Below are 18,809 nucleotides of genomic sequence, written 5' to 3'. Positions count from 1 at the left end.
GGTCAGGCCCGAACGAGGGTTTCGTAGCTTTGCGCGATGTCACGGGTCAGGTTGCCGACCTCGAAATTGTAATCGCCAATCTGACCCACGGGCGTGACTTCGGCGGCTGTGCCCGTCAGCCAGCATTGCTCAAACCCTTCAAGTTCCTCTGGCATGATGTGGCGTTCATGCACCTTGATCTGCTTCTCGCGCAGCATCCCGATCACTGTCTGCCGTGTGATCCCGTTCAGGAAACAGTCAGGGTCAGGGGTGTGTACTTCGCCGTCCTTCACGAAAAAGACGTTGGCTCCCGTCGCCTCGGCCACATAGCCACGATAGTCAAACATCATGGCGTCCGAACATCCCTTGGCCTCTGCCGCGTGTTTCGACATGGTGCAGATCATGTAAAGACCGGCCGCCTTGGCATGGCTTGGAATGGTTTCAGGGCTGGGGCGTTTCCATTTGGAGATGTCCAGCTTTGCACCCTTCATCTTGGCGTCGCCGTAATAGGCACCCCATTCCCATGCCGCAATCGCGAGCCTGACCGGGTTACGCGCCGAAGCGACCCCCATGTCCTCGCCGGCGCCGCGCCATGCGATGGCGCGCACATAGGCGTCCTGCAACCCGGATTTTTCCAGCACCTCGACCTTGGCGGCTTCGATCTCGTCAACGGTATAAGGAATTTCAAAATCAATCATCTGAGCAGACCGTTTAAGACGCTCCGAATGTTCGCGGCTTTTGAAAATCTTGCCGTTGTAGGCCCGCTCCCCTTCGAAAACGGAGGACGCGTAATGCATGGCATGGGTCAGAATATGCACATTTGCATCGCGCCAATCTACCATCTGGCCATCCATCCAGATATGTCCATCACGATCATTATAGGCACCGGCCATGGTTTTTCCTTCCCTGATTCCCCATCGCATTTTTCATAAGTTGCGCCGATTGGTCCGCATCGGACATAAAATTGCGCAAAACCTGCGATTCGATATCCCTTCGCTCTTGGAATGTCAACAACACTGACATAAGCTGAACCGGAACAAAAAGTTTATTCGAGGCATGCCATGGCAGATGGACGCGCAGGATCCGCCCATCACGGTGAAAACCTTCTGTTTTTAACCGATGAGCAACTCAGGCAGGGAATCGAGGCGATGTTTTTCGCCTACCGCGGATTTACGGCGGACCCGGACCGGATATTATCGGACATGGCATACGGGCGGGCGCATCACCGGGCGATCCATTTTATCAACCGCGCGCCGGGCACGACCGTCAACAACCTGCTCAACATTCTTGGCGTGACGAAACAATCGCTGAACCGAGTCTTGCGCACCTTGATCGAGGATGGTCTGGTTGAAAGCAGGGTCGGCAAAAATGACAAACGCGAACGCCATCTTTTCCTGACCCCGGACGGGCGCGCCCTGGAGCAAAAACTGTCTGATGCGCAGCGGGCCCGGATGAGGATGGCATTTCGTGATGCGGGGCCGGATGCGGTGGCAGGCTTTCGCAGGGTACTGGAGGCCATGATGGATCGAGAAATGCGCTATGCTTACACCCGACTGAAGGATAGCGGAACATGAGTGACTTTGACGCCCACCTGCTGATTGTTGACGACGACGAACGCATCCGCACGCTGCTACAGAAATTTCTGATGCGGAATGGCTTTCTGGTCACTGCCGCGCGCGATGCCGCCCATGCAAGGCGCATTCTGTTGGGGTTGGATTTCGATCTGATCGTGCTGGATGTCATGATGCCGGGCGAAGACGGTCTGGCCTTTACCCGCGCGCTGCGCGAGACAAACGCGGTGCCGATCCTGTTGCTCACCGCCAAAGGTGATACGGACAACCGGATCGAAGGGCTGGAAGCAGGCGCGGATGACTACCTGCCCAAACCGTTTGAACCCAAGGAATTGTTGCTGCGCATCAATGCCATATTGCGGCGCGTGCCGGAAGTGCTGGAGGATGCGACCGCCCCCAAGGTTCTGTCGCTCGGTCCCATCCGCTATGATCTGGAGCGGGGCGAGTTATGGCAGGGCGAAGACCTCGTCCGGCTGACAGCGACCGAAATGCACCTGATGAAGATCTTTTCGGCCAGTTGTAACGAGGCAATCAGCCGCGCGAAACTGGTTGAAGAACTGGGCCGTGACCGTGGGCAGGCACAGGAACGCGCCGTTGATGTGCAAATCACCCGGTTGCGGCGTAAGATCGAAAGTGACCCGAAACAACCGCGCTATCTGCAGACCGTGCGCGGGGCCGGGTATATGCTTGCACCCGATTGACGACCGGCAGCGATTTCACCGCATTGCCGGTCTGGCACCTGCCTGAATTTATGACTACTGTCGGCGCAGACACGCATGCAGGATACCGACGCAATGACAGACACACCCGTCACCGAGATGAGTTTTGAACAGGCCATGAGCGAGCTTGAAAAAGTGCTCGGCCAGTTGGAGCGGGGCGACGTGGCCTTGGATGAAAGCATCGCGCTTTATGAACGCGGTGCGGCGCTGAAAAAGCGGTGCGAGGAAAAGCTGAAAGAAGCAGAGGAAAAGGTCGCGGCTATTACACTGGACGCAGATGGCGCACCCACCGGCACAAAGCCTGTCACGGGCCTTTGACACATGTTTACACAACGGCTTGACGCTGCAGCGGCCGCTGTTCAGGCGCATTTTGACAAGGTACTGGCCGCATTTGAACCGCTCCCGATTGTTGAGGCCATGGCGCATGCCACCAGCGGGGGCAAACGCCTGCGGGGTTTTCTGGTGTTGGAAACGGCCCGGCTGCATGACATAGCCGCAGGCGAAGCCATCTGGTCTGCCACCGCGATTGAGGCCCTGCATGCCTATAGTCTGGTCCATGACGACCTGCCCTGCATGGATAATGACGACATGCGGCGCGGCCAGCCGACCGTTCACAAGAAATGGGACGACGCCACGGCTGTGCTGGCCGGCGATGCGCTTCAGACGCTGGCCTTTGAGCTGGTCACGCACCCCGGTGCCAGTGCATCCGCCGAGGTGCGCGCCGATCTCGCCCTCAGCCTTGCGCGCGCGAGCGGGGCACAGGGGATGGTTCTGGGGCAAGCGCTTGATATTGCCGCTGAAACCGCGCGTGCCCCACTGTCTCTGGATGAAATAACCCGGCTTCAGCAGGGCAAGACCGGCGCGCTGATAGGATGGTCGGCACAGGCGGGTGCGCGGCTGGCGCAGGCGGATACGGCGGCGCTCAAACGCTATGCGCAGGCCCTTGGCCTTGCCTTTCAGATCGCGGATGACATCTTGGATGTGACCGGCGACAGCGCACAGGTTGGCAAGGCCGTGGGCAAGGATGCCAGCGCGGGCAAGGCGACTTTCGTATCGCTTTTGGGTCTGGACGCTGCACGTGCACGCGCCATGTCCCTGATTGACGAGGCCTGCGACAGCCTGGCGACTTACGGTGCCAAAGCTGACACACTAAGAGAGACGGCGCGCTTTGTGGTCAGGCGCACACATTAGGGAACGACTATGACAGACATGCCCAAAACCCCGCTTTTGGATCTGGTGCACCGTCCGGCTGATATGAAGGGCCTGTCAGACCGGCAGCTGGTGCAGTTGGCGGACGAGCTGCGCAGCGAAACCGTTTCTGCGGTTTCGGTGACCGGTGGCCATCTGGGTGCGGGCCTCGGCGTGGTCGAACTGACGGTCGCGCTGCATGCTGTGTTCGACACGCCCCGCGACAAGATCATCTGGGACGTGGGGCATCAGTGTTATCCGCATAAGATTCTGACAGAACGGCGCGACCGCATCCGCACCCTGCGCATGAAAGGGGGCCTGAGCGGGTTCACCAAACGCAGCGAATCCCCCTATGACCCGTTCGGGGCCGCCCATAGTTCCACGTCGATTTCCGCCGCTCTGGGCTTTGCAGTTGCGCGTGATCTGGGCGGTGTCGTGCCCGAAGGTCTTGGCGATGCCATTGCCGTCATTGGCGACGGGTCGATGTCGGCGGGCATGGCCTATGAAGCGATGAACAACGCGGGTCATCTGAAAAAGCGTATGATCGTGATCCTGAACGACAATGAGATGTCGATCGCCCCGCCCACCGGTGCGATGTCATCTTATCTCAGCCGTCTCTATTCAGGCGAGCCCTTTCAGGATTTCAAGGCGGCGGCCAAAGGGGCTGTAAGCCTGCTGCCGGAACCGTTCCGCGAAGGGGCCAAACGGGCCAAGGATATGCTCAAGGGGATGGCCGTCGGCGGCACCCTGTTTGAAGAGCTTGGGTTTTCCTATATCGGCCCGATTGACGGGCATGATCTGGACCAGCTTTTGCCGCTGCTGCGCACTGTCAAAGCACGCGCAACCGGGCCGATCATGATCCACGCGCTGACCAAGAAGGGCAAAGGATATGCGCCCGCCGAAACCGCCCGAGACAAGGGGCACGCCACCGCGAAATTCGATGTACTGACCGGGCAACAAACCAAGGCCCCGTCAAATGCGCCCAGCTACACCAAAGTCTTTGCGCAAAGCCTGCTCGAAGAAGCAACGAAAGACGATAAAATCTGTGCCGTGACCGCCGCGATGCCGGATGGCACCGGGCTCAACCTCTTTGCGGAACGATTCCCTAGCCGCTGTTTTGACGTCGGGATTGCCGAACAACACGGGGTGACCTTTTCGGCGGCACTGGCCGCCGGCGGGATGAAGCCGTTCTGCGCGATGTATTCGACATTCCTGCAACGGGGCTACGATCAGGTTGTGCATGATGTTGCGATCCAACGGCTGCCCGTGCGCTTTGCGATTGATCGCGCAGGGTTGGTCGGGGCGGATGGCGCGACGCATGCAGGCTCCTTTGACATCGCCTATCTGGCCAACCTGCCCGGTTTCGTGGTCATGGCCGCCGCCGATGAAGCAGAACTGAAACACATGGTTGCCACCGCTGTCGCACATGATGACGGACCAATCGCGTTCCGGTTCCCACGCGGCGAAGGCAATGGCGTCGATATGCCCGAAGTCGGCGAAGTGCTGGAAATCGGCAAGGGCCGGATCATCACAGAGGGCACGCGCGTCGCCATCCTGTCCTTTGGCACCCGTCTGGCAGAGGTCCAAAAGGCAGGCGAAGCATTGGCGGCCCGCGGCATCACGCCGACGATTGCGGACGCACGGTTTGCCAAACCGCTCGACCGCGAGATGATCCTTGATCTGGTCGCCAACCATGAGGCCCTGATCACCGTCGAAGAAGGGGCCATCGGCGGTTTTGGCAGTCACGTGGCGCAATTGCTATCGGATGAAGGGGTGTTTGATACCGGCTTCAAATACCGCTCGATGGTGCTGCCCGATATCTTTATCGACCAGTCCAGCCCGGCGGATATGTACGCCGTTGCGGGCATGAACGCGGCGGATATCGAAACCAAAGTGCTGTCGGTTTTGGGTATTGCCCAGATCGGTGAGGCGCGCGCCTAAAGCGTCATGCGGAACACCTCGATCACGTAACGCTGCCCTATATCAAAGGATTCAAGGCGTTACCCGATATTTGATGTTTCACGTGTTTCGCCAGACGCTCTAAATCAGACTGTCCGGCATCTTTTGCTCCGCGGCTGTATTGGCGCGCCGGAAGACCAGCGTGACCAATGTGGCGACAATCACGATAAACAGCGAATAGAGCACGGGCACCGCAGTGACGGCCTGTTGTTCGGCCCCCGAAAAGGTAAAAACGATAATCGCAATCGCCAAGGGTCCGTTCTGAATTCCCGTTTCCAAGGCGACCGTGCGCGCATTTCTGGGGTGCAGACGCAGCGCGCGGGCAAAGATGTACCCGATGGTGATCCCGAAAACGCCCAATGCGATGGATGCGAAATAGGTCGCCGCGCTGGTTTCCAGCAGGAATTGCCAGTTGCGCGGTATCCAGCTGACGATGAGGAACAGAATAAAGAACAGCGCCAGAGCAGAGCCGAAAAACTCCGTCACAGCGCCGACATTCGCGCTGATCTTGCGCAGCACCATGCCGATCGCCACGGGAACGAGCAGCAGGACCAAAGTGGCGATGATGTTTTCGCGCGGTATCTCAAGTTCAAGCGCGGTTGCGTAAACCAGCAAAACAATCGGGATCATGATCACGCCTGTCACGGTCGACGTCACCGTCATCAACACGGACAGCGCCAGATTGCCTTTGGAAAAATAGGTAAAGATGTTCGAGGTCGTCCCCCCCGGCATGCAGGACATGATCAGAATGCCAATCGCAATAGCGGGCGGGACATTCAGCAGGGTCGCCAGCAAAAAGCCGATCAGGGGCATGAACCCATATTGCGCGACCACGCCGATGGCGAGGCCGTAGGGTCGCCGCAAGGCCAGATAAAAATCGCGCGGCGTCAGCGAGGCCCCCATCCCCAGCATGATCACGAAAATCATCAACGCGAGGATCGCCTGTTCAAATGCTCCGACCATGTCTGTTACTCCTGCGCCTGATGCGCGATTTCGCTTGCGCGCAGGTCTTTTCTGAGGATTTTCCCGACGTTGGATTTCGGCAGCTCATCGCGGAACTCAACACGTTTGGGGATTTTATAGGCGGTCAGATGCGCCTTGCAATGGGCACGCACCTCCGCCTCCGACAGGCTTGGGTCGCGTTTGACGACAAAGGCTTTGACCGCCTCCCCGGTTGCGTCATCTGGCACACCGATCACCGCCGCCTCGACAATCGCAGGGTGGGTTGCGAGGCATTCCTCGATCTCATTGGGGTAGACGTTGAAACCGGACACCACCACCATGTCCTTTTTGCGGTCTACGATGGTGAAATAGCCATCCGCATCCATGACGCCGATGTCGCCGGTCAGGAACCAGCCGTCTTTCATCACCGCCGCGGTTTCTTCGGGCTTGTTCCAATAGCCGGCCATGATCTGCGGCCCCTTTGCTGCAATCTCTCCGGATTGGCCGACGGGGACCTCGTGGCCATACTCATCCAGACAGGCCACCAAGGTGGACGGCACAGGCACGCCGATGGTGCCACTGCGCTTTTTACCCAAAGGTTCGAAGGTCAGCGCGGGTGATGTTTCGGTCAGGCCATAGCCCTGAACCACTGGTTTTCCGGTAATCTCCTGCCAGCGTTCTTCAACCGCCGTTTGCAGCGCCATACCGCCAGCAGAGGCGAATTTCAGATGTTTGGGCGGGCTGTCCGTGAACCAGACCTCATTCGTCAAGCCGTTGAACAGGGTGTTCACACCGCTCATCCACGTGATCTTGTAATTCTCCATCGCGCGTTTCAGGCTGACCAGAGGACGCGGGTTCGGGATCAGGATGTTGCGCGCGCCCAGCCAGTAGAACCCGAGCAAATTCACCGTGAAGGCAAAGATATGATACATCGGCAGGGCTGTCAGGGCGACCTCTTTGCCCTTCTCCACGCCGGAGATCAGCTCCATCACCTGTTCCATGTTCATGATCAGATTTGCATGGGTCAGCATCGCGCCCTTTGCCACGCCGGTTGTGCCACCGGTGTATTGCAGGCAGGCGATGTCATCAGGCTGCACATTGCGCCGATAGGCATAAACCTCGATCTTTTCGGACTGCATATGCACCCGACCCGCCGCAATCGCATCAGGCAGGCGGATATGCGGCACCTCAATGGCTTTCACCGATTTGTCCCAGTGCTTTTGCACCAGCCCGATGATCCACTTTGGCAGGGTCGGCAAAAACTCCGCGACACGCGTGACAATGATATTCGGGATCGGATGACCGCGCGTCGCTTGCGGGATTTTGTCGGCGAACATGTCCACGATGATCAGGGCGTGGGGTTCTGCGTCCACGAATTGTTTTGCCATCTCGTCCGCTGTGTACAGCGGGTTCACATTGACCAGAACGCACCCAGCTTTGAGAATCCCAAAGGCAGCGATTGGAAAGCTGAGGCAATTGGGCATCTGCAACGCGACGCGATCGCCCTGCTGCAACCCGGCAACCTCGCGCAGGTACACCGCAAAGGCATCGGACATCTGGTCCACCTGCTCAAACGTCAGCGTTCCATTCATGCCATTGGGCATGCAGGCGGTGAAGGCCGGGGCCTTGCCATAGGTATTGGCGACGGAATGCACCAGATCGCCAATGGTTCGGTAAGATGCCTCGGGCAGGTCCGGACGCACGCCCACACCATAAAATGCCGTCCATGGCCGCTCCTGCGCAGTCATCGAATCCTCCTCCCCAAGAAATCCTTGAACAGGACGTACCCGCAGGACGGCCCCTTGTCGAATACGACCCTACGGCCAATCCGCAGTTTGACGGGCTTTACCATGGCTTTCGTGCGTTTGTGCAAAAGCAAACACATGATATGCGTATTTCGCGCTTATTTGCACATCGTAAGACGCTATTTGAATACCAACGCAAACACATTCAGGGGACTGACATGGATAAGAAACGCATGAACGGCCTGCATCACATCACTGCAATCAGCGGCCCCCCGCAGGCGAATGCAGATTTTTTCACCAAGGTCATGCAGCAGCGTCTGGTGAAAAAGACCGTCAATTTTGACGATCCGGGCACGTATCATTTGTACTACGGCAACGAAACAGCTGATCCCGGCACGATCCTGACGTTCTTCCCCTTTGTAAACGCCGGTCCCGGGCGTGCCGGTCCCGGTATGGCATCTGCCTATGCGTACGCTGTGGGTCGCGGTGGCTTTGATACCTGGATGGAACGTCTGGCGCTTGAGACGCTGGATTTCGACGGCCCGACAGAACGGTTTGGCAGCCGCGTCATCAGGATCACGGACCCGGACGGGGCCAAGGTCGAACTGATTGAGGTGGACGGCGATGACGGCCCCACGCTGGACGGCTTTCATTCGGTGACTTTGCAACTGAATGATCTGGAACCGACACAACGCTTGCTGACGGACGTCATGGGGTATGACGAGGTCGCGCATAAAACCGGGAACGGCGAGGAGCGTCTGCGTTTGCAACTGCCCGGCGACGCGCGTGGCCGTATTGTTGATCTGATGCGCGCGGACGTGCCTTCCATCGGGCGTCAGGGTGCGGGCAGCATCCATCACGTGGCCTTTCGCGCGCTGGATGACGAGGATCAACTGGATTGGCGCGAACGCTTGCTGAGCGCGGGCATGGACGTCACACCCGTGATCGACCGGCAGTATTTCAATGCGATCTACTTTCGCGAACCCGGCGGTGTCCTCTTTGAAATCGCAACGGACCCACCCGGATTCACCCGGGATGAGGACCTCGCGCATCTGGGTCGGTCGCTGCAACTGCCCGCACAATACGAAAGCGCGCGCGACCGGATCGAGCAGGTCTTGCCGCCGCTTGTGGCCTGATCACGCAACCAGTTACAGGTCAGGGCCATGGGATCGACGAGGCCGATAACGCCGAACTGCGCAGCCAGCTAAATGTGGCACCCGGGAAAATCAGACGCCGATATACCGCGTGCTGATCTCCGGCGTGACGTCGCTCATGGCACCGGACCAGACGGTCGTGCCGCGTTCCAATATGGTTGCGCGTTCGCAAATGCGTGACAGTTCACCAAGCGACTTGTCGATCAGTATAATCGACATGCCCGTGGAGCGTTTCAGTTCCGTGAGGGCCGCCCAGATCTCTTGCCGCACAAGAGGGGCCAAGCCTTCGGTTGCCTCATCCAGAATAAGCAGCCGGGGGTTTGTCATCAGGGCGCGCGCGATCGCCACCATCTGTTGCTCGCCCCCCGACAGCGTTGCGGCTTTCTGATCCCTGCGTTCGGCGAGACGGGGGAAGAGTTTCGTTACCGTCTCGAATGTCCAGTGACCGGGGCGTGCGGCGGCAGACAGGTTTTGCGACACCGTCAGGGACGAAAAACAGCGCCGCCCCTCAGGCACCAGACCGATGCCCAGCCGCGCGGCGCGATGGCTGGGCAGGCGCGACAGATCATGCCCGTCGAACTGCAACGTGCCGCGTGTCGGCACCATCCTGCAAATCGCCTTGACGGTGGTGCTTTTGCCCATCCCGTTGCGCCCCATCAGCGCCATCACCTCGCCCGGCTGCAAACTCAGATCGACACCGAAAAGCGCGGGGCTGACCCCGTAAGATGCCTCGACATTGCGCAGCGTCAAAAGCGTCATGCCTCACCGCCCAAATACGCGTCGCGTACAGCTTTGCTGGCGCGAATCTCTGCCACGGTCCCGGTCTCGATCACCTTGCCATAGACCAGAACGCTGATCCGGTCGGCCAGCGCAAAAACCGCATCCATGTCATGCTCGACCAGTAGAATGGGCGCATCCGCGCGCAGACTGTCCAGAAAGCCGGTCAACTGCCTGGACCCTTCCGACCCCAGCCCCGCCATGGGTTCATCCATCACGAAGGCTTTGGGCTGCAGACTCAGCGCGACGGCGACTTCCAATTGGCGGCGCTGCCCGTGACTGAGTTCCGCAGTGCGTTTGGCGCGGGCATCCGTCAGGCCGACACGCGCCAAGGCCGCCTCGGCCCTGTCGCGCAGCGCATTATCCCGCAGGGCAGGTCGCAGGAATTGCCATGGCCGACCCATCGCCCCCAATGCGCCCAGCATGACGTTTTGCAACACGCTGTCTTCCATCGCCAGTGCGGAGATCTGAAACGTGCGCCCGAGCCCTGCCCGCGCGCGCAGCCGCGTCGGTTCCTGCGTCACGTCTCGACCCAAAAATTCGATGCGCCCGCGATCAGGCGTCAGCCCACCGCAGATCTGCGCAATCAACGTGGATTTCCCCGCGCCATTTGGCCCGATCACCGCATGGATTTCACCCGCGCGCAGATCAAGCGTGACATCGTCGGTCGCGGTCAAGGCGCCGAAACTCTTGCTGAGGTTATGGGTGGCAAGCACAGGGTTAGTCATGCAGCCGCCCCCGCCCGCACAACAAACCGATGATCCCACCACGGGCGAACAAGACGATGATCAGCAACAGCAGCCCGAGATAGATGTGCCAGTAGTTGCTCAGACCCCCAAGGAAATGTTCCAGAACAACGAAAAGGACGGCCCCCACCACCGGGCCAAAAAGCCGGGCAACGCCGCCCAGAATGACAAAAATCATGATCTCACCGGACATCTGCCAACTGAACATCGTCGGGCTGACAAAGCGGTTGAGGTCGGCAAAAAGCGCGCCCGCCAGACCCGTGATCACGCCGGAAATCACAAAGGCGACCAGCTTGAGGCGTACAGGGTCCATCCCCACGGTCTCAACCCGGGTCGGCACCTGACGCGCGGCGTTCAGCGCAAGCCCAAAGGGTGATTTGATCAGCCGCGCGTTGATAAAAAGCACAATGCACAGGATCACGAAACACAGGGCGAAAAAGTGGATGGGCACCAATGTGTTCAGCCCCGGAAAATCGTTCCTGACGTAGATGGACAGCCCATCCTCGCCGCCGTATTCCGCCCAGGAAATAGCGAAATAGTAGAACATCTGCCCAAAGGCGAGGGTGATCATGATGAAATAGACACCCGCCGTGCGCAGCGACAAAAGCCCGATCACGAGGGCCGCGACACCTGCGCTGATCATCGCCACCAGCCAGATCACGGGCATGGATTTCGTTCCCTCAATCAGGAACGGCCATTCCATCACGGGGGTGAATGTCTGCGCATGATGGGCAAGGATACCCATCGCATAGCCCCCGAGACCAAAGAACACCGCGTGCCCGAGGCTGACCAGACCACCCCAGCCCAGTGCGATGTTCAGACCAACCGCCGCCAGCGCGAAGATCACCGCGCGCGTGGCCAGCGTGATCGTGAAGGGTTCATCCACCAGCAGCGCCCAGATCGGCACGGCGCACAGGCCGATCAGCACGACGCTATTGACCATCCGTTCCGACATCACGCGCGCGCCCCGTAAAGACCGGTAGGCCGCCAGATCAGCACCGCCCCCATCAGGATGTATATCGCCATGGAGGCCAGCGCCGAGCCCGCCGACGTGGCGGTGGCCGCATCGGTAAAGAGCTTGAACAGTTCCGGCAGGAAAATACCGCCCAGCGTATCCGTCAGGCCCACCAGCAACGCGCCGACAAATGCCCCCTTGATGGAGCCGATACCCCCGATCACGATGACCACAAAGGCGAGGATAAGCACGGGTTCGCCCATGCCAACCTGCACGGATTGGATCGCCCCGACCAGCGCGCCCGCCAGCCCGGCCAACGCCGCGCCAAGTGCAAACACCAGCGTATAAAGGCGCGAGATATCCACCCCGAGGGCCGCGATCATCTCGCGGTCGTTTTCCCCTGCCCTTATCTGAACACCGTTGCGCGTGCGGTTGATGAGCAACGCAAGCCCCAGCCCCACGGCAAGCCCCACGGCAATCAGAACGAGCCTGTACAGCGGATATTGAATGCCACCTGGCAGGGACACAGGCCCCGATACGGCATCAGGGATGTCCAGAAACAGCGGGAAAGAACCAAAGACCCACCGCGTTCCTTCTGAAAAGATCAGGATCAGCGCAAAGGTGGCCAGCACCTGATCAAGGTGATCCGTGGCGTAAAGCCTGCGGATGACAACGGTTTCGATCAAGACGCCCGCCATCGCCGCAGCGGCCATCGCAGCGAACAGTGCAAGCAGGAACGACCCCGTTAGTCCAGCCACAGCCGCCGCCGCAAAAGCCCCGATCATATAGAGCGATCCGTGCGCAAGGTTGATCAGCCCCATGACGCCAAAGATCAGCGTCAGTCCAGCCGCCATCAAAAACAGCATCACGCCGAATTGCAGACCGTTCAGGACCTGTTCGATGATCAGAATTGTGGACATGGTTCTATTTACCGGTCCGGGGGCCAAGAGACACCCGGACCAAGGCGTTGCTTACATCTTGCACTCAGCCGCATAGGCGTCAGCGTGGTCTTCGAGGGCGACGCCGATGATCTTGTTGGTAAAGACATCGCCTTCCTTGATGACCTCGCGGGCATAGATATCCTGAATGGGGTGATGGTTGGGCCCAAAGGCAAAATCACCGCGTGTGCTGTCGAAATCCGCCGCCTTGAGTGCTGCGCGGAAGGCGTCCGCATCCGCAGGGCTGGCCGTTGCGAGCGCAGAGATCAGCAGGTTTGCCGTGTCAAACCCTTGACTGGCATAGAGTGACGGCAAACGCCCGTATTCCGCCTGAAATGTCTCGACAAAGGCGGCATTGGTCGGGTTGTCGATGTCCTTGCTCCACTGCGATGTGTTCACCACACCAAGGGCTGCATCACCGACGGCCTGCAGGATGCCCTGATCAAAGGAAAACGCAGGACCAACCACCGGGATATCAATGCCACTGTCGGCATATTGCTTGAGGAATGAAATCCCCATGCCACCGGGCAGGAAAAAGAACACGGAATCCGCCCCGGACGCGCGGATCTGCGCAATCTCGGCAGCGTAATCGGTTTGACCCAGTTTGGTGAACAACTCCCCGGCCAATTCGCCGCCAAAGGTCCGCTTGTAGCCCGTCAGCGCATCCTGACCGGCGGGATAGTTTGGCGCGAGGATGAAGCTGTTGGAATAGCCCGCAGAGGTGGCATAGGCACCAGCGGCCTCGTGCAGGTTATCGTTTTGCCACGCGACGTTGAAATAGTTCGGATGGCACCCCTTACCCGCCAGTGCGGATGGACCCGCATTGGGTGACAGATAAAACTTGCCCTGTGCGACAGTCGCCGGAACGACGGCCATGGCGAGGTTCGACCAGATTATCCCCGTCATCACATCGACCTTTTCGGACTGGATCATCTTGTCGGCCAGTTGCACGGCGATATCGGGTTTGCGCTGATCGTCTTCGATCACGACCTCGATGTCGTCACGGCCCGACTGTTTCACCGCGAGCATGAAGCCGTCGCGCACGTCGATACCTAGCCCGGCACCGCCCCCCGAAAGGGTTGTGATCATGCCGACCTTGACGCCTTCTGCCGATGCGCCGCCTGCCAAAGCAGCCAGTGCCGCAGACAGAATGAGTGATTTCACCTTCATCTTGATTTCCCCTGTTTTTCCCGGGTGGTTTTTGGTCGTCTGACGCATCGCATCCACCCCTGCAACTGCGTCGATTATTCATATCCCGCAAGACTTGATCAGAAACAACAGGGATTTGCCAGTCACCGCAGGACAGAATTGGCCAAAAACCGGGCGCAGGGCCGCCGATTTTCGGCCAAACCACACCGGCGCTGCCCGTCGACAGGCTACGTCGCGATCGCACCCGGATCATCAATCGTCGCAGACAGGCTTGCCTTGCGTGTCCGATCGCGTAAAGCTTGCGGGGATGGCGGCCCCTGAAAACGGGCCTTAATTGGGAACCGGGTGCAAGACCCGGACTGCCCCCGCAACTGTAAGCAGCGAAAACGGCCAGCGCGGCCCGAAGCTGTAAGTCAGGATACCAACCATCAATCTGCAACCGCCGGAAAATTCCGGCCATTTAAATGCGTCGGGTGGACGCGAAAGGAAGTAAACATGCACATCGAACCGGGCGTCGTGGACGGCGCAAAAATGGTATTGGCCTATGGAACGGCCGCTGCCGCTGCGGGCTATTCCCTCAAACTGATCAATGATGATCTCAAGACCCATTCCGTGGTCTCCTTTGCCCTGCGCTCCGTGATTGCGGCGATCGGGGTGTTCATCTTCTTTGAGGTCTTTCCGCATTTCGCCGTCGGCATCTCGGAGGTGCACATCATTCTGGGCACGACGCTGTTTTTGCTGCTCGGGTCTGGTCCAGCCGCGCTTGGCCTTGCGGGCGGTCTGGCGATCCAAGGGTTGTTTTTCGCACCCTCCGATGTGCCGATGTATTTCGTCAATGTCTCAACGCTGCTGTTCCCGCTGTTTGCGGTGGACGCGCTGGCCAAACGGGTCATTCCGCAGACAACGGCCTATGTCGATCTGCGCTATGTGGATGTGCTGAAAATGTCGGCTGTCTATCAGGGCGGCGTTGTTGCATGGGTGGCCTTCTGGGCGATCTACGGGCAAGGCGTTGGGGCCGACAACCTGTCCGCCGTGACAAGCTTTGGCGTGGCCTATCTGCTGGTCATCCTGATTGAACCTTTGGCCGATCTCGCAGCGCTTGCCGGTGCCAAGGGCCTGCGCGCAATGACCGACCGGGGCATCTTCACGCACCGTTTGCATAACGCGGCCACATAAGAATGCGTTTGGACCGTGGCGCAACGGCGCGCCGCGGTCCCCTCTTTGCGCTGACCTGTTGCGCGGTTTCTATCCATGTTCGGAAATGGCCAATAGCCCAAGTGCGGCTATACTCGGCGCATCCTTGATCTGCCCAGCGCGGATCATGTCATGTATCGCCTCAAGACTGAACGACGCGGTTTGCATATCCTGTTCTTCTTTGTCGCGATTTACGCGCCCCGCTTGCAGACCGGTTGCCAGAAACGCGTGAAACCCCTGATTTGAAAAACCGTATGCCTCGAAAAGATGCCCCAACCTGATGAGGGATTGCGCGCGAAAGCCGGTCTCCTCCTCCAATTCGGCGAGGGCGACCTTTTCCGGGTCCGTGCCCGGCCTCGTTTCCCATGACCCTTGCGGGAATTCCCAATAGCGCCCGCCCACCGGATAGCGAAACTGCTGCACCAGTTGAAACCGCCCATCTGCATGCTGCGGGACAATCAGAACAAAGTCTTCTTTGTCAACGACGCCGTAAATCCCGTCTGATCCATCGGGAAAAGTCACCGCATCCTCGTGCACCTTCATCCATCTGTTTTCATAAACGGTCCGGCGGAATTGCCTTTTGATTTCGCTCATCGCAACACTCCCCTTCAGGTGCACGCGCCTGTCGATGCACCGGCTCTGCGTGACGTCTTGAATGGCCTTCAAAGGCTGGCGCGATGGTCGAAGGCGGCCAACTCACCGAGAAAATCAGAAAAGTTGCGCGCCGCCGAAGACAACAGCGCCTCGCCTTTTTCGACAGTCGCCGCCGCAGCATTGCCACAAGCTCCGTCGGCGTTCAGATCGTCGATGAGCCAACCGGGCCGCGCCACCTGCCCGGTCAGCCCGATCCACTTCTGCGGCCAATCCTGCATGGCGGGGCGGAAATCCCGCGCCTTTGCCATATCGACCTTCTCCGGTGCCGCCGCCAACATCGCAGAGGTTTCGATGTCACCACCATGTACATCCATCGCCAGTGCCTGTGCATCAAAATGCGCCTGCGCTTGGGCGAACCCGAACCAGCCACAGTGCACAGCTATCATGTCATGCGTGATGCGCATGTCCCGCACGGCGACCTCCAGCAGGGCGGTGTTGCCCCCGTGGCCATTGAACAGGCACAACCGATCAATGCCGGCGCGGTGAACCGAGGCCGCGATGTCGCGCAAAACCGCCAGAAGCGTGTCGCCCGTGAGGCTCAGTGTGCCGGGGTGGCGGTCATGCTCGGCACTTTTGGTGACCCGCAGCGTCGGCAGCACCAGAACGGTACAACCATCAGCAACCTGCGTGCGCGCAAGCACGGCCTCCACCAGATCGCTGTCAACCGAAACCGCCAGATGCGGCCCATGCTGTTCGCTCGCGCCCATGGGCAAAACGGCGATTGCCCTTTCGGGCAGTGATTTGAAATCCGGCGCGCGCAGGTCTTCCCAATAGATCACACCCACCATTTGATCCGTCCCTCCTGTTGCGCTTTGACCCTGCCCGACACGGCCTGCCCAATGCAATGAATAACGATCGGGTGATCCCAATTGCAATTTCGCTGCCTCGTGGTAGGCACAGCGCCACCGCAACTGACACCGGAGCCTCCCATGGATTTGCATGCCGATTTTTCGCAACGTGTTGTTGTTCATTCTGACGAAGTCGAATGGCGCGCCTCTCCGATGCCGGGCGTTGACCGTCGGATGCTGGACCGGATCGGGGGTGAGGTCGCACGCGCCACAACAATCGTGCGGTACGCGCCCAACAGCCGTTTTTCGGAACACACCCATACGGGCGGCGAAGAATTCATCGTCCTCGACGGGGTGTTTTCGGATGAACACGGCGATTTCCCGGCGGGGTCTTATGTGCGCAACCCCCCGACATCGGCCCACTCCCCTCATTCCGACACAGGGTGCACGATTTTTGTGAAACTCTGGCAGTTCCAGCCGGAAGACCGCACCCATGTCGTCATCGACATGAACAAAATGGAATTTATCCCCGATGCGACCCGCGCAGGGGTGAGCGTCATGACCCTGTTCCACGACAATCAGGAAACGGTGCGCGCCGAAAAATGGGCTGCCGGGGCCTCAGTGGCAATGGACCTGCCGGATGGTGGCGAGTTTCTGGTGCTGGAGGGCAGCATGACCGAGGGCGGCGATCAGTTGCAACAGGGGTCATGGCTGCGCCTGCCCTGCGCAAGCACCCTGAACGCCACAGCGGGCCCGAAAGGCGTGCGCCTCTGGGCCAAACTGCGCCACATCCAACACGCAAAGCCGCCGGCCCCGTGACACCCCGGCATCGCGCCGATGTTGTGATCGTTGGCGGCGGCATCGCCGGGCTCTACCTTGCGGACCGGCTCCATCAGGCGGGCCGTGATTATCTGCTGGTTGAAAGTCGGGACAGGCTGGGCGGTCGGGTGCTGAGTGAAACGGTCAACGGTGCCGCCTATGACCTTGGGCCAGCGTGGTTCTGGGCGGGCCAGCCGCGCATTGCCGGTCTGATATCACGCTTTGCCCTGCCTGTTTTTGAACAATACGCGCAGGGTGAGTTCCGGTTTGAGGACGCGCAGGGCCGCATACAGCAAGGGCGAGGCGCAGCGTCCATGCAAGGTTCATTTCGAATTGACGGCGGAATGAGCACGCTTTGCGCCGCGCTCGCCGGTCAGATTGATCCATCGCGCATCCTGTTGAACACCAAGGTGAGGCACCTGTCGCAAGCGGATGGCAACATCCTCGTAAGCTGCGCGGCGGGTGTGGATATCGAGGCGCGGTCCGTGGTTCTGGCGATACCGCCGCGCGTGGCGGCATGCCTCGATTTTTCCCCTGCTCTGCCCACAGCGGCGACAAAAACGATGGCCGCTATTCCGACATGGATGGCAAGCCAAGCGAAAGCCGTCATTTTATACGATACGCCGTTCTGGCGTGACATGGGGCTGTCTGGTGATGCGATGAGCCACAAGGGCCCGATGGTGGAAGTTCACGATGCAAGCACCGCCTCCGGCAGCGGCGCAGCACTTTTTGGTTTCATCGGCGTGCCCCCGGACCGCCGCGATCAGCAGGTGCTGAAAGCAGCTATCGTTGATCAGCTCATCCGCCTTTTTGGATCACAAGCCGCATCCGCGCATGCGGTTCTGATCAAGGATTGGGCAGCGGACACCAACACCGCAACACCGGCGGATCACGCGCCACTGACAACACATCCGCGATACGGCCTTCCCCCTGCACTTGCCGGGCTTTGGGATGGCAGGTTGATCTTTGGAGGAAGTGAAGTCGCCGCCACATTCGGCGGATACCTCGAAGGGGCACTGGAAGCTGCGGATGCTGCCTTGGTTGAAAGCATGCCGCACCGACCATAACTGGCATGCATGGCGCTGCAAAAAGGATCACATCATGCAAAAGTTCAAGATATCTGCCGCTGATCTGGTCAGCGCCGCCCGCGCGCGGATCAAGGAGATTGAAACCCCTGACCTGATCGCCATGATGGATGACCCGGATGTGGTAATCGTCGATATTCGGGATCCGCGTGAAAGAGAGCGGTCCGGCTTCATCCCCGGCAGCTATCACGCACCGCGCGGAATGATCGAGTTCTGGGTCGATCCCGAAAGCCCGTATTTCAAGGATATCTTTGGCCAGTCAAAGACCTATGTGTTCCACTGCGCGTCGGGCTGGCGCTCCGCTCTGACGGTCGCGCAGTTGCAGGACATGGGGTTTGACGCCGCCCATCTGCGGGAGGGGTTTTCCACATGGGAGAAGCAGGGCGGGCCGGCCACCTTTGCCGATAAGAACGATTGACCGAAGGGTGAATTACTAGGCATGATCCG

At 59.4% G+C, this 18,809-nt stretch carries 20 protein-coding genes and 1 riboswitch; of the genes, 10 read left to right on the top strand and 10 right to left on the bottom strand.

The genetic code is table 11. The features are described from left to right. Positions 1 to 2 precede the first annotated feature (2 nt). Complete coding sequence (locus tag RD1_RS02565) at positions 3 to 872, bottom strand: branched-chain amino acid aminotransferase (protein WP_011566880.1); 870 nt, start codon at positions 870 to 872, stop codon at positions 3 to 5. Between the two features lie 168 nt (positions 873 to 1,040). On the opposite strand from RD1_RS02565, the gene RD1_RS02560 reads away from it, so the two are divergent. From RD1_RS02560 to dxs, 5 genes are all read left to right on the top strand, one after another. Then, positions 1,041 to 1,553 carry a MarR family winged helix-turn-helix transcriptional regulator gene (locus RD1_RS02560; protein ID WP_011566879.1) on the top strand — a complete coding sequence of 171 codons (513 nt, stop codon included), beginning with the start codon at positions 1,041 to 1,043 and terminating at the stop codon, positions 1,551 to 1,553. After that, on the top strand, positions 1,550 to 2,251 hold the full coding sequence (locus RD1_RS02555) for a response regulator (protein ID WP_011566878.1): 702 nt from the start codon (positions 1,550 to 1,552) through the stop codon (positions 2,249 to 2,251). The genes RD1_RS02560 and RD1_RS02555 overlap by 4 nt, the downstream gene beginning before the upstream one ends. 93 nt (positions 2,252 to 2,344) lie before the next feature. Further along, the gene (locus RD1_RS02550) at positions 2,345 to 2,587 is read left to right on the top strand and encodes an exodeoxyribonuclease VII small subunit (protein ID WP_013963832.1); all 243 of its coding nucleotides are present in this window, start codon (positions 2,345 to 2,347) and stop codon (positions 2,585 to 2,587) included. Positions 2,588 to 2,590: 3 nt separating this feature from the next. Continuing rightward, on the top strand, positions 2,591 to 3,460 hold the full coding sequence (locus RD1_RS02545) for a polyprenyl synthetase family protein (RefSeq protein WP_011566876.1): 870 nt from the start codon (positions 2,591 to 2,593) through the stop codon (positions 3,458 to 3,460). Between the two features lie 9 nt (positions 3,461 to 3,469). Further along, entirely contained in the window at positions 3,470 to 5,398 is a 1,929-nt protein-coding gene (dxs, locus tag RD1_RS02540) for a 1-deoxy-D-xylulose-5-phosphate synthase (RefSeq protein ID WP_011566875.1), read from the top strand. A gap of 99 nt (positions 5,399 to 5,497) precedes the next feature. Here dxs and RD1_RS02535 read toward each other — a convergent pair whose 3' ends face one another. Further along, complete coding sequence (locus tag RD1_RS02535) at positions 5,498 to 6,379, bottom strand: bile acid:sodium symporter (RefSeq protein ID WP_011566874.1); 882 nt, start codon at positions 6,377 to 6,379, stop codon at positions 5,498 to 5,500. A 5-nt stretch (positions 6,380 to 6,384) separates the two neighbouring features. Continuing rightward, complete coding sequence (locus RD1_RS02530) at positions 6,385 to 8,106, bottom strand: AMP-binding protein (protein WP_011566873.1); 1,722 nt, start codon at positions 8,104 to 8,106, stop codon at positions 6,385 to 6,387. A gap of 215 nt (positions 8,107 to 8,321) precedes the next feature. Here RD1_RS02530 and RD1_RS02525 point away from each other — a divergent pair, with 215 nt between their 5' ends. Continuing rightward, positions 8,322 to 9,239, top strand: a complete 918-nt coding sequence (locus RD1_RS02525) for a ring-cleaving dioxygenase (protein ID WP_011566872.1) — start codon at positions 8,322 to 8,324, stop codon at positions 9,237 to 9,239. Positions 9,240 to 9,329: 90 nt separating this feature from the next. Here the strand turns inward: RD1_RS02525 and RD1_RS02520 are convergent, their stop codons facing one another. From RD1_RS02520 to RD1_RS02500, 5 genes are read right to left on the bottom strand one after another with little or no spacing between them, the layout of a single operon-like run. After that, on the bottom strand, positions 9,330 to 10,016 hold the full coding sequence (locus RD1_RS02520) for an ABC transporter ATP-binding protein (RefSeq protein WP_011566871.1): 687 nt from the start codon (positions 10,014 to 10,016) through the stop codon (positions 9,330 to 9,332). After that, complete coding sequence (locus tag RD1_RS02515) at positions 10,013 to 10,762, bottom strand: ABC transporter ATP-binding protein (RefSeq protein WP_011566870.1); 750 nt, start codon at positions 10,760 to 10,762, stop codon at positions 10,013 to 10,015. The genes RD1_RS02520 and RD1_RS02515 overlap by 4 nt, the downstream gene beginning before the upstream one ends. Beyond that, the gene (locus RD1_RS02510; RefSeq protein WP_085978940.1) at positions 10,755 to 11,738 is read right to left on the bottom strand and encodes a branched-chain amino acid ABC transporter permease; all 984 of its coding nucleotides are present in this window, start codon (positions 11,736 to 11,738) and stop codon (positions 10,755 to 10,757) included. Before RD1_RS02510 ends, RD1_RS02515 begins: the two co-directional genes overlap by 8 nt. Beyond that, positions 11,735 to 12,655, bottom strand: a complete 921-nt coding sequence (locus RD1_RS02505; RefSeq protein WP_011566868.1) for a branched-chain amino acid ABC transporter permease — start codon at positions 12,653 to 12,655, stop codon at positions 11,735 to 11,737. The genes RD1_RS02510 and RD1_RS02505 overlap by 4 nt, the downstream gene beginning before the upstream one ends. 51 nt (positions 12,656 to 12,706) lie before the next feature. Further along, complete coding sequence (locus tag RD1_RS02500; RefSeq protein WP_044033311.1) at positions 12,707 to 13,843, bottom strand: ABC transporter substrate-binding protein; 1,137 nt, start codon at positions 13,841 to 13,843, stop codon at positions 12,707 to 12,709. A 270-nt stretch (positions 13,844 to 14,113) separates the two neighbouring features. Then, a riboswitch (cobalamin riboswitch) is annotated at positions 14,114 to 14,267 on the top strand. Positions 14,268 to 14,317: 50 nt separating this feature from the next. On the opposite strand from RD1_RS02500, the gene RD1_RS02495 reads away from it, so the two are divergent. Then, entirely contained in the window at positions 14,318 to 14,998 is a 681-nt protein-coding gene (locus tag RD1_RS02495; RefSeq protein ID WP_044032900.1) for an energy-coupling factor ABC transporter permease, read from the top strand. 69 nt (positions 14,999 to 15,067) lie between these two features. On the opposite strand, the gene RD1_RS02490 is transcribed toward RD1_RS02495, so the two are convergent. Together RD1_RS02490 and RD1_RS02485 are read right to left on the bottom strand one after the other, a co-directional pair. Then, complete coding sequence (locus RD1_RS02490) at positions 15,068 to 15,610, bottom strand: NUDIX domain-containing protein (RefSeq protein WP_011566865.1); 543 nt, start codon at positions 15,608 to 15,610, stop codon at positions 15,068 to 15,070. A gap of 68 nt (positions 15,611 to 15,678) precedes the next feature. Then, complete coding sequence (locus tag RD1_RS02485; RefSeq protein WP_011566864.1) at positions 15,679 to 16,458, bottom strand: creatininase family protein; 780 nt, start codon at positions 16,456 to 16,458, stop codon at positions 15,679 to 15,681. Positions 16,459 to 16,599: 141 nt separating this feature from the next. On the opposite strand from RD1_RS02485, the gene RD1_RS02480 reads away from it, so the two are divergent. The 3 genes from RD1_RS02480 to RD1_RS02470 are packed head-to-tail and all read left to right on the top strand — an operon-like array spanning position 16,600 to position 18,780. Further along, on the top strand, positions 16,600 to 17,277 hold the full coding sequence (locus RD1_RS02480) for a cupin domain-containing protein (protein WP_011566863.1): 678 nt from the start codon (positions 16,600 to 16,602) through the stop codon (positions 17,275 to 17,277). After that, on the top strand, positions 17,274 to 18,344 hold the full coding sequence (locus RD1_RS02475) for a flavin monoamine oxidase family protein (protein WP_011566862.1): 1,071 nt from the start codon (positions 17,274 to 17,276) through the stop codon (positions 18,342 to 18,344). The genes RD1_RS02480 and RD1_RS02475 overlap by 4 nt, the downstream gene beginning before the upstream one ends. A 34-nt stretch (positions 18,345 to 18,378) precedes the next feature. Continuing rightward, positions 18,379 to 18,780, top strand: a complete 402-nt coding sequence (locus RD1_RS02470) for a rhodanese-like domain-containing protein (protein ID WP_011566861.1) — start codon at positions 18,379 to 18,381, stop codon at positions 18,778 to 18,780. Positions 18,781 to 18,809 lie beyond the last annotated feature (29 nt).

It is taken from the genome of Roseobacter denitrificans OCh 114 (assembly GCF_000014045.1).
Taxonomy (GTDB): Bacteria; Pseudomonadota; Alphaproteobacteria; order Rhodobacterales; family Rhodobacteraceae; genus Roseobacter; species Roseobacter denitrificans.
Note: the sequence above shows the minus strand (reverse complement) of the source record. Positions and strands in the feature narration are given on the sequence as shown.